Source organism: Ignavigranum ruoffiae (assembly GCF_900110675.1).
Classification (GTDB): Bacteria; Bacillota; Bacilli; order Lactobacillales; family Aerococcaceae; genus Ignavigranum; species Ignavigranum ruoffiae.
The window spans coordinates 1-9625 of the sequence record NZ_FOEN01000021.1 but is presented as its reverse complement, the minus strand read 5'-3'; the positions used below and the strand labels follow the sequence as shown (position 1 = coordinate 9625).

Below are 9625 nucleotides of genomic sequence, written 5' to 3'. Positions count from 1 at the left end.
TTCAAGATGAGATTTCCCAATTCGTAAGACCCCTGAGAGACGATCAGGTAGATAGGCTAGGAGTGGACGTACAGTGATGTATGGAGCGGACTAGTACTAATCGGTCGAGGACTTAACCACGGATTCGAGGGAAGTGATGGGAATTATTTGAGGGAGATTTGATATTCAGTTTTGAGTGATCATTCACTCAGCGAAGAGATTACCTGTGTGGTGATGAGGGCAAGAAGGACACACCTGTTCCCATCTCGAACACAGTAGTTAAGCTTCTTAGCGCCGATGGTAGTGGGACCTTTGGTCCTGTGAGAGTAGGTCGTTGCCGCGCAGGGTAATTTTCTCATTCCGCAATAGCTCAGCTGGCAGAGCGCATGACTGTTAATCATGATGTCGCAGGTTCGAGCCCTGCTTGCGGAGTAAGCTTGGAGAGTTGTCCGAGCTGGCTGAAGGAGCACGGTTGGAAACCGTGTAGGCGATTCTTTCGTCTCAAGGGTTCGAATCCCTTACTCTCCGTAAAGATGAACAGTCTTTATGACATATATGGTGCTTTAGGTTAGAGTTATTTGAATTCTTCAGCAGAGGCACTTACTTATTATTTTGGTCCGTTGGTCAAGTGGTTAAGACACCGCCCTTTCACGGCGGTAACACGGGTTCGAGTCCCGTACGGACTATACGAATTTAATATTCCCTGGAGGTTTAGCTCAGCTGGGAGAGCATCTGCCTTACAAGCAGAGGGTCAGCGGTTCGATCCCGTTAACCTCCATTCATTGGTCCGGTGGTGTAGGGGTTAACATGCCTGCCTGTCACGCAGGAGATCGCGGGTTCAAATCCCGTCCGGACCGTATTGGCTTGGTAGCTCAGTTGGTAGAGCACTTGATTGAAGCTCAAGGTGTCGGCGGTTCGATTCCGTCCCAAGCCATCATGGAGGGGTAGCGAAGTGGCTAAACGCGGCGGACTGTAAATCCGCTCCTTCGGGTTCGGCAGTTCGAATCTGCCCCCCTCCATTAATATTAAAGAATCGTAGGGAATTTACATTTCTTTCCCTGTATAATAGGGATATAGTTTAATGGTAAAACAATGGTCTCCAAAACCATTGATGTGGGTTCGATTCCTACTATCCCTGTTGGTGCATTATGGCGATTGTGGCGAAGTGGTTAACGCATCGGTTTGTGGCACCGACACTCGTGGGTTCGATTCCCATCAGTCGCCCTTTTTAATATTATTATTGGGGTATAGCCAAGCGGTAAGGCACCGGACTTTGACTCCGTTATTCGTTGGTTCGAATCCAGCTACCCCAGTTTTTTCATTGATATTTTTATGTGGCGGTATAGCCAAGTGGTAAGGCATGGGTCTGCAAAACCTTGATTCGTCGGTTCAAATCCGACTACCGCCTTCTGCTTTATTGATTTGCCGATGTGGCGGAATTGGCAGACGCGCTGGACTCAAAATCCTGTGCCCTCACGGGCGTGTCGGTTCGACCCCGACCATCGGTATTGGCTTTGTATCAAGCTTTAGAGCACTTCACTTTTTATGAGTGAGGTGCTCTTTTTATTTTTTGTCGGGAATTTTGTCGGAATATCTAAATCTGAAGAAAGGCAGCAAATTTATCGGCTGTTTCCTCTCGTTTATTTTTGGTGACATGGGCATAAATATTCATCGTCGTCAATATGCTCGCATGGCCTAATCTTTCCTGAACTTCTTTATTGGGTACTCCGGCTTCAAATAATAAAGAACAATGAGTATGACGGAAGCCATGAACTGTTATGAAAGGTAGTTTGTGTGTTTTGATAATACGATTTAAGTTGTTGTTAATATAACGAGCTTTTATATTACTATTATCATCCATCGTAAATACCAGCTGATCTTCTTGATTCGCATTAATACCTAGTTTAAATAGGGTTTCTCTTTGGTATTGTCGCCATTTGAATAAAATTTGACAGGTCTTCTTATCAATACTTATATTTCTATAGCTTGTTGCTGTTTTTGGTTCTTGGTAGTAGTATTTTCCGTCAGCAAAAGCTAGAACACGTTGAACTTTTAATTGCATAGTTTTTAAATCGATGTCTTTCCATTGTAGCCCCATTAATTCACCTTTTCTCAACCCAGTAAAGGCTAGGACACGAAAGATGGTGTATAACAATAAAGATTCATTTTCTTCGACGATGGTTAGAAATTCAGTGATTTCTTCTTTACCATAAAACGGAGCATCATATTTTTCTTTGTGCGTATTTTTGGGTCGAATAACATCTTTCATTGGATTATAGGTTAGGTATCTCAGGCTGATGCCATAGTCTAAGATTCGATTTGTTATCGACACTAGATTAGCTGCCTTAGTATACGTGCTATACCATTTGTTGACCACTTCTTGACATTTCTCAATTGGAATTTGATCGATATAATAATCTTTAAATTCGCTTAAAATATATTTATCCGCGACCATTAATTGAGTACTATAGGTGTTCAATTTTACATTCTTTTTGTACTGTTTAAACCATAAGTGATATATTTGTTCGAATTTAGCCATCCTTTCAGATGCCAATTTTTTGTGTTCTTGAAAATGAGCTAAATGTCTAGTTTCAGCTATTTTAGCTTCTTGATAGCTAGTAAAACCACTTTGTCGGTAATATTCTTCTTTGCCAGTATAAGGACTGATTCCTAGATAAACTCGCACTTTATATAATATTTTTCCATTTTTTAATTTGTATTTTTTAATCATGTTTGTCTCCTTCGTGCCCGCCAGCGTGTAGGAGCTTTTATTTTATAGTCGATAGTTGATTTCTGTAACATGGCCTAAAATTTCCATTTCAGTCTCGTCAAAGATAATATGTTCTACAACTTGACGATCAGTGATTGGCAGTAAGCATATTGTATCAGCATCTTTAAAATATTTTCTGATTATAAATGCTTTATTACTTTGTCCATATGCAAGTACGTATGAGCCGTTTTTATACGTCTTACTTTTTTCAATGATACATTTAGTTCCTTTCGGCCACAGCGGTAAATAACTATGATCCGGTATGACAAAAATTAATTGATTCCCTAATAAATCACTACTAGAGAAATGATAACCTTTTATTCCTGGTGTCATATTTTTTGGTTCATTTTTTATTACCGGTAATTGCTTAAATTGATAATCATCAATCTCGGTGAATCCAAGAAAATAGGGAACAGAAACCCCTAAGCTTGAAGCAAGGTCTTCGATATCTTTTTTGTAAATCGTATTTAAATAATCTTGCTCGTACCTTATAATCGTCGCTACCGCTTTATTGGTCTTAACCGCTAATTCTTGCTGGGTGATGCCTTTGGCCTTGCGGATTTCTTTCATCCGCTTTGCTAGATCCATCGATAACCTCCTCTCCACCAATATCATATTGGATAACTATCAAATATGCAATATTATTTTGGATAAATGTCTAAAAGCATTTACTAACTTACAAAAATTGTTTATTTTATTCCTAGAATTATATCAAGGAAATAATTCAATACACATTAGAAAGGAAGTTGGCAATGGTTCGGATTGATAGTAAATCGATTAAGCAACGGATGAAGGAGATGAAAATCAAGGTCTCCGATATGGCTTATCAAGCTAAAATCGATTTATCAACGATCTATAAAATTTTAGCAGGTCGCTGTTATCCCTCTTATTATGTCATGTATCAAATTGGTCGGGTATTGAAATTAGATGAGGTTGAATTCTATCAGATGTTCTTTGCACCGGTTGCTGAACAAGTCAGAGCATAGGGGAGGGAAAGGTCAGATGGATATTGCCCAACATTTTAATTCCTTAGTCGAGCATATTGTCAATCAATATATCCAATCTATTTTGGAGCGATTGTCACAGATCGAGGGGCGGATGACTGAATTAGAACCCAAAGTCAATAAGAGTTATTTAACGCAAAAGGAAGTCTGTAAAATCTTTAAAATTGGCCACCGGACCTTAAAGAAATGGGTAGCCAATGGTTTAAATGAAATTTGGTTAGATAAACGAGTTTATTATGACCGTCGAGATATCGAAGTCTTTTTAGAAAACTATAAATTATAAGGCCCGCCATCCTAATGTCCGTGTGAGTGAATATTTTATAGAAAGGGAAGAGTATGTCTGTTAAGCGTGTGGTAGATACTGAATTCTGGTCGGATTCCTATGTCGTCGATCACTATTCGGTTGAAGATAAATATTTCTATATTTATTTAATGACCAATCCTAAATCAACTCAAGTCGGTATATATGCTTTACCTCGTCGCATCATTTCCTTTGAGACCGGATATACCTTAGAAGTCATCGACGTGCTGCTCGACCGGTTTCAGACGAAATATCAAGAGATTATTTATAACTTTCAAACGCAAGAAATCACCTTATTAAATTCCTTGAAGCATAGTGTGATTAAAGGAGGTAAGCCGGTTATTGATCTTATATGTCGTGAACTATCACAGATTAAAGATTCCACCTTAATTGCTAAGACTTATCATCACTTAGTAAACTGGTGGAATCAATCGCGCCGAAGTTTTGACTTGTCATTGAAGTCGGCTTTTGAGGAAGAGATGAGCCGCCGTCATTCGATTCCTCAAAGCCATAATGAAAAAGAAAAACAAAAACAGAATCAAATTCAAAATAATAATCATGATCAAAATCAAAGTCAAAAGCAAAATCATAATCAAGAATCGGTGTACGATTCGTCCGACGATTCGGCGCATCAATTTGACTTTGCGATCTTAAATTTCTATGCGGCGAATATCGGTACTTTAAATGATGATATTAAGCATGAGTTACAAACATGGTCTAAGGAATTTGATGCCAAGATTATCTTTGAAGCTCTCTCTCGTTCGATGAATGCTAAGCATCCGATGGCTTATGGCCGAAGTATTTTAGCGACTTGGAAAAATCAAGGTGTCAACACATTGGAAGATATTATGTTATTAGATGAAAAATATAAAGAAAATAAACGTATCTAGTCGACCGATCGGTTATCTATCTATGAAGCAAATAAATTAGACCTGCTTCAAAATAATAATCTTGAAAGGAAGATTTAGATGAAAGAATTTCATTTATTGTATCGTGTGAATGATTTGTTTACTGAATTTCAAGGCAATAAAGCCTTTAGAACTTTCCCAGCCACTGTAATGGCCGGCCGTTATACCCTCTATATGTATTATTTAGAAAAACTTGATGTGACTGAGAAAGTCTTTCCATATCCAATCGAAGATCATCCTGACTTGATGGATGAAGAGGATATTATTGATCATTTCTTTATCATGGCCTATGAAAATAATGATGTCCATTCTTTTTATAAAATACCCTTTAATTTAGTAGGTAGCCAAGAGATTGATCGAGTCATTGAGGACGAATATCTTTGGCGCAATAATTTTATGCAGATGATACTTAGATAGGACAATTTTCATATATTAATAAATTTCTCCTTTACTTATAATGATACTAGGGCGATTGAATGGATTATCAAGCCTGGTATCATCAGCAAGTTTTAAAGGCCTTTAATCCGTTAATCCATAAAATATTAAAAAGGCTAGCGATTTATCCAAATCATAATGACTATGAAGACTATCAACAAGAATTAAAGCTACACTTAATTCAGTTGGCTGACAAGTTTTCAGGGGATGTTTTAGGTGAGTGTCGGTATCAGTTTGTTGCTTATGCCCAGAGAGGACTTTTTTGGCATGGTTTAAGACTGATGAAACAATTTGAACATAAAGAGACTTGTTGCTTTGATGCGCAAACAAGTAAGGATATTCCCATCGTTACACCTTCATTGAGCGACGTGCATATTGCTGAATTTATGCAACGAGCGAAAAGAAGGTTGTCAACATGGGAATATCAACTCATAATCTTATTGAACCACTATTCGGTGCAGGAGATCGCAGATCAAGTAGGCTTATCCCGGTATGCTATCTATAAGCAACGGAAAAAGATTCAGCATAAATTAGCTGATTTGAAAAAGTTATTAGCATAAACGGGTCAACAAATATGGACTAAAACCTTTGTTTATAAGTGTAGGGTCTTTCCTACAAATAAATAAAGGAGGTTTGTACTATGATTAAATCGTACAATCAAGGTCGTCTACAAGCAAAGTTTTCCGATGGAACTAAAAAAGGGAAATCGATCAATATCACTGGGGTTATTGAAAACTATGAAGAAGATCAATTAAACCAAGTGACCGAAGCTTTGAAAAAGGTATCTGCGCATCCACTTACCGCTGTTGTAGTGTCTCAGTCTTATAAGTATACCCCTCGTTTACATTAATCATAAAATAAGGAGGAAATAAACCATGCAAAATGTAACGAACACATTAGAATTATTGTTTAAAGATACTTCTGGTCGTAGCAATAAAATTGTCGTAGTAGCTCCGGTTGAAGATTTAGATCAAGAAACCGCTCAAGGTGTTATGCAAACGATTGTTGATGCCAATCTATTCACAAGAACTGGTCAAGATTTACACGCAAGTATCGACGGTGCGCGTTATGTAACGCGCAAGGTTGAAGAGATTTTCTCTCTATAATTTTATAGGTCTTAGAATATAGGTCTCGCTTTTGGCGAGGCCTATTTATTCGGCAGAAAGGAGTTGTATCATGGCCATTCTTGAAATGGGTGGATTTGCGAGTGCAATTATTGCCATTATCACGCTAACAGGAAAATTATTTCAGCTAATCAGTGAGATTCAAAAATTGATCTGTCGGCTAGATGTGATCCAAAGTGAAATTGACAAGCAAGCCCAAGCGCAGTCTGACCACCAAGAGAAATTAGACAAACAGAATCAACGCATTGTGACTTTAGAAATTAATTTGCAATCAATCAGTTCTGATATACAAGAAATTAAGCATAATCTAAAGGAGTTGAGTAATCGTGTGTTTAAGCAATAAATCCTATGATTTACTAAAATGGATTGCACTCATTTTTTTACCCGCTTTTGCTGTCTTTATTAAAGGTATTGGCGAAATTTATGGTTTAGTCCATTTCGATCAACATGTGACCATGCTAAATGTTTTAGCAGTATTTATGGGTTCGCTCTTACAACTATCTAATCATAATTATAAAAATGGGGGTGGCAATCGTGTCGAAGTCAATCCTGCGCTTAATGGAAGAAGCGAATAAATATGTCGGTGTTAAACAATATTCAGCCATTCATCAATATTTAGTGGCTAAATACAACGAAATCCAGCCTTATCCGGTCGGCTATAAGATGACTTGTGATGATGACTGGTGTGATATGTTTGTCACAGTAATGGCCGATACGACTAATTTAAGTCATTTAATTGGTCGTGAATGTGGCGTGCAGCGTCATGTGGATATTTTTCAAAATAAAGGGATTTGGCTCGGTCGTCAATACCCTAAAGTCGGCGATATTATTGTCTTTGATTGGGAAGCCAGTGGTTGGGCCGATCATATCGGTTTTGTCTATGAAGTCGATGGTTTTAGAATCACCACGATTGAAGGAAACTCTAATGGGCAAGTAGCGAAGAATAAATTTGCTTGGAATGACTGGCGAATTATGGGCTATGCTCGGCCAAAATATGAACAAGATGATGTAGTAGAGCGCCAAGGTCAACTCGAAGAAGTATTTCTTGAGTATCAAGGGGCTAAGCTGACAGTACCAGTCCTTTTAAAATTAAAAGAGTTGGCGAGTAAGTACCGCATCAATGTAGAGTTTTTAATTATCATGCTACACTTTGAAAGTATGTGGGGGACCAGTCAAGTGGCCAGGTTAAATAACAATTGGGCCGGTCTAACATATACTGTACCCAATCGACTAAATCCTAAAATTCCTAAGCTGAAAGGATCAAAAAGACCAATCAGGGAAGGGGGATACTACTTTAAATATGATTGTGTGGAAGATTTCTTAGAAGACTGGTTATACTTATTGGATAATCTGTATCAGGTTAAAGGACCAAAAAGCTTTGAAGAATCCGTCAAAGGATTATTCCGTGAAGGTGGGGCACCCTATGATTATGCTGCTATTGGTTACCACCAATATTTAATTCGGATGTTGGCTCGAAGACAAGCCATCGCTGATGCGAATCCAGACAAGATTAATACAGTAGAAGTCTTAAAAAGCACCAAGAAAAGCATCCAGACCATCGCCAAAGAAGTTATTCGAGGTTTATGGTCAGTCGGTGAAGAACGATTCCGTAAGCTGAAGCAAGCAGGCTACAATGCCCAAGAAGTCCAACGTAGAGTCAATGAATTACTAAGTTAGTTAAGCAAAATTTAACACCCCTCCCTCCTCGAAGCGAATGGTTTGCGAGTGTCCAGGTGGAGCCCGTTAGGGCAGAACGGCCACATGAGCAAAACAAAGCGAGAGGAGGGAGGGGTGTTTGTTTATAAATTTGAATAATTGATTTTGGTAATTTTTCTTATTTAATGCTAATGCATTTCTTTTACTTTTACAGTAAATAATTAAAGAAAGATCTCTGGATACTTTTTTAAGAGAAAAGTTTTTGCATCCTCATAATCCTTATTTTCAATCTCCTGTAATAAATTGGAAACTAAAACTCTTCTATTGGCTAATTCACATCCTACTTCGAATAGATTCATAAGATCTTGATTAGTTATAAAAAAATGTATTTGTAAATAATTAGAGGTAATTTTATTAATTAAATTTGTCATTCGTTTTGAAAAAGTTAATATGAGATCATATTCATAATTTATTATTTCTGCTATTTCATTAATATTCAATACAGCTACACACTCATAATTGATAAATAATTTTAATTGTTCAATAAAATAATTTACACGCTCGAAAGAAATATTTGTTACAATAATTATTTTTTTTCTATTATTCAACAATAATTTGTTTTTTGTAATCCATTTTGAAAAAATTAGCACTAATGATGATATCTGTTCTTCATTGAAAATTATGTCTAAAAAATTTTCTAAAATTATAATCGATTTTTTTATTTTATTAGTCAAAAAAGGATATTCTTTATCTGTATTTTTGACTAATTTATCATCATATTTATAGTTAAAAATATTTAAAAAATATTGTCTATACACATAGCTGTACAGTTCTTCAAAAATATACTGATCAGTTATTATATTTAAATTCATATCGTTAGAAATTGCATAATAGAATTTTTTAATATGGTCAAATAAATCGTAATGAAATGGAAGATCGAGATTTGGTATAAATTCTATCATTGTTAGTAAGACAGAAAGAAAATAATTTTCATTTTCGTGATTGAATAAACTAGGACATTCAATCGGATTAAGTAATAGGGTTGTTTTACCTGAATAATCACATTTATAATTGTCGAATTTAGTTAATAATAAATATGTAACTAATAATTTTTTAGTCAAGTCCATAATCTTGTGTAAAATATATTACAATGTTTCACCGGTCTTTTACTGATCGAACTTAATATACTTTCTTGTCGAACTAAGCCATTCTTCATGCATGTCCATAAGAATAGTACCTATTAATCGATTGGCTGAAGCTCGATTGGGGAAGATACGAATGATTTTTTCTCTTCTACGGATTTCTTGGTTCAATCGTTCAAGAAGATTGGTGCTTTTCAGTCGGGTGTAGCCATTCCCGATGACGGTATATTGAAAGGCATCTTCAAAGCCACTATCCAAGCTCTCGCAAGCTTTTTTATATTTGGGTTGTTCGATATAGTCATCAAC

Annotated in this window: 14 protein-coding genes, 12 tRNA genes and 2 rRNA genes; 24 read left to right on the top strand and 4 right to left on the bottom strand. The window is 36.7% G+C overall.

What is annotated here, in order from left to right; translation table 11 throughout:
- The 14 genes from BMX34_RS09325 to BMX34_RS09260 all read left to right on the top strand — a co-directional run.
- Positions 1-120, top strand: a 23S ribosomal RNA gene (locus BMX34_RS09325); the annotation flags it as partial.
- An 86-nt stretch (positions 121-206) separates the two neighbouring features.
- Positions 207-322, top strand: a 5S ribosomal RNA gene (rrf, locus tag BMX34_RS09320).
- 16 nt (positions 323-338) lie between these two features.
- A tRNA-Asn gene (locus tag BMX34_RS09315) sits at positions 339-411 on the top strand.
- A gap of 7 nt (positions 412-418) precedes the next feature.
- Positions 419-507: transfer RNA gene (locus tag BMX34_RS09310), tRNA-Ser, on the top strand.
- Between the two features lie 86 nt (positions 508-593).
- Positions 594-665, top strand: a tRNA-Glu gene (locus tag BMX34_RS09305).
- A gap of 19 nt (positions 666-684) precedes the next feature.
- Positions 685-757 (top strand) — tRNA-Val (locus BMX34_RS09300).
- Between the two features lie 6 nt (positions 758-763).
- Positions 764-836: transfer RNA gene (locus tag BMX34_RS09295), tRNA-Asp, on the top strand.
- Between the two features lie 4 nt (positions 837-840).
- Positions 841-913 (top strand) — tRNA-Phe (locus BMX34_RS09290).
- 4 nt (positions 914-917) lie between these two features.
- Positions 918-998, top strand: a tRNA-Tyr gene (locus BMX34_RS09285).
- Between the two features lie 48 nt (positions 999-1046).
- A tRNA-Trp gene (locus BMX34_RS09280) sits at positions 1047-1117 on the top strand.
- Between the two features lie 13 nt (positions 1118-1130).
- A tRNA-His gene (locus tag BMX34_RS09275) sits at positions 1131-1203 on the top strand.
- 17 nt (positions 1204-1220) lie between these two features.
- Positions 1221-1292: transfer RNA gene (locus BMX34_RS09270), tRNA-Gln, on the top strand.
- 23 nt (positions 1293-1315) lie between these two features.
- Positions 1316-1387: transfer RNA gene (locus tag BMX34_RS09265), tRNA-Cys, on the top strand.
- 16 nt (positions 1388-1403) lie between these two features.
- Positions 1404-1487 (top strand) — tRNA-Leu (locus tag BMX34_RS09260).
- 86 nt (positions 1488-1573) lie between these two features.
- Here BMX34_RS09260 and BMX34_RS09255 read toward each other — a convergent pair.
- Complete coding sequence (locus tag BMX34_RS09255) at positions 1574-2710, bottom strand: tyrosine-type recombinase/integrase (RefSeq protein ID WP_092572738.1); 1137 nt, start codon at positions 2708-2710, stop codon at positions 1574-1576.
- A gap of 42 nt (positions 2711-2752) precedes the next feature.
- The gene (locus BMX34_RS09250) at positions 2753-3337 is read right to left on the bottom strand and encodes a helix-turn-helix domain-containing protein (protein WP_159428919.1); all 585 of its coding nucleotides are present in this window, start codon (positions 3335-3337) and stop codon (positions 2753-2755) included.
- Between the two features lie 164 nt (positions 3338-3501).
- Here BMX34_RS09250 and BMX34_RS09245 point away from each other — a divergent pair, with 164 nt between their 5' ends.
- From BMX34_RS09245 to BMX34_RS09200, 10 genes are all read left to right on the top strand, one after another.
- Positions 3502-3735 (top strand): helix-turn-helix domain-containing protein, encoded by a 234-nt coding sequence (locus BMX34_RS09245; RefSeq protein WP_092572736.1) that lies wholly within the window; start codon positions 3502-3504, stop codon positions 3733-3735.
- A gap of 16 nt (positions 3736-3751) precedes the next feature.
- Positions 3752-4036, top strand: coding sequence for a helix-turn-helix domain-containing protein (locus tag BMX34_RS09240; RefSeq protein ID WP_159428918.1), 285 nt, complete (start codon positions 3752-3754; stop codon positions 4034-4036).
- 53 nt (positions 4037-4089) lie between these two features.
- The gene (locus tag BMX34_RS09235) at positions 4090-4944 is read left to right on the top strand and encodes a DnaD domain protein (RefSeq protein WP_092572734.1); all 855 of its coding nucleotides are present in this window, start codon (positions 4090-4092) and stop codon (positions 4942-4944) included.
- Between the two features lie 78 nt (positions 4945-5022).
- Entirely contained in the window at positions 5023-5379 is a 357-nt protein-coding gene (locus BMX34_RS09230) for a hypothetical protein (protein ID WP_092572733.1), read from the top strand.
- Positions 5380-5438: 59 nt separating this feature from the next.
- A complete protein-coding gene (locus tag BMX34_RS09225) occupies positions 5439-5957 on the top strand; it encodes a sigma-70 RNA polymerase sigma factor region 4 domain-containing protein (RefSeq protein ID WP_092572732.1) in 519 nt (172 codons plus the stop codon).
- Between the two features lie 80 nt (positions 5958-6037).
- Positions 6038-6247 (top strand): DUF1659 domain-containing protein, encoded by a 210-nt coding sequence (locus BMX34_RS09220; protein ID WP_092572731.1) that lies wholly within the window; start codon positions 6038-6040, stop codon positions 6245-6247.
- A gap of 25 nt (positions 6248-6272) precedes the next feature.
- Complete coding sequence (locus BMX34_RS09215) at positions 6273-6503, top strand: DUF2922 domain-containing protein (RefSeq protein WP_092572730.1); 231 nt, start codon at positions 6273-6275, stop codon at positions 6501-6503.
- Between the two features lie 70 nt (positions 6504-6573).
- The gene (locus tag BMX34_RS09210; RefSeq protein WP_092572729.1) at positions 6574-6864 is read left to right on the top strand and encodes a DUF7365 family protein; all 291 of its coding nucleotides are present in this window, start codon (positions 6574-6576) and stop codon (positions 6862-6864) included.
- Positions 6848-7096, top strand: a complete 249-nt coding sequence (locus BMX34_RS09205) for a phage holin (RefSeq protein WP_092572728.1) — start codon at positions 6848-6850, stop codon at positions 7094-7096. The genes BMX34_RS09210 and BMX34_RS09205 overlap by 17 nt, the downstream gene beginning before the upstream one ends.
- Positions 7056-8198, top strand: coding sequence for a CHAP domain-containing protein (locus BMX34_RS09200; RefSeq protein ID WP_159428917.1), 1143 nt, complete (start codon positions 7056-7058; stop codon positions 8196-8198). Before BMX34_RS09205 ends, BMX34_RS09200 begins: the two co-directional genes overlap by 41 nt.
- Positions 8199-8398: 200 nt before the next feature.
- Here BMX34_RS09200 and BMX34_RS09195 read toward each other — a convergent pair whose 3' ends face one another.
- Entirely contained in the window at positions 8399-9298 is a 900-nt protein-coding gene (locus BMX34_RS09195) for a BglG family transcription antiterminator (RefSeq protein ID WP_092572726.1), read from the bottom strand.
- 45 nt (positions 9299-9343) lie between these two features.
- On the bottom strand, positions 9344-9625 hold a 282-nt coding region (locus BMX34_RS09190), incomplete at its 5' end, for a transposase (protein ID WP_200793442.1).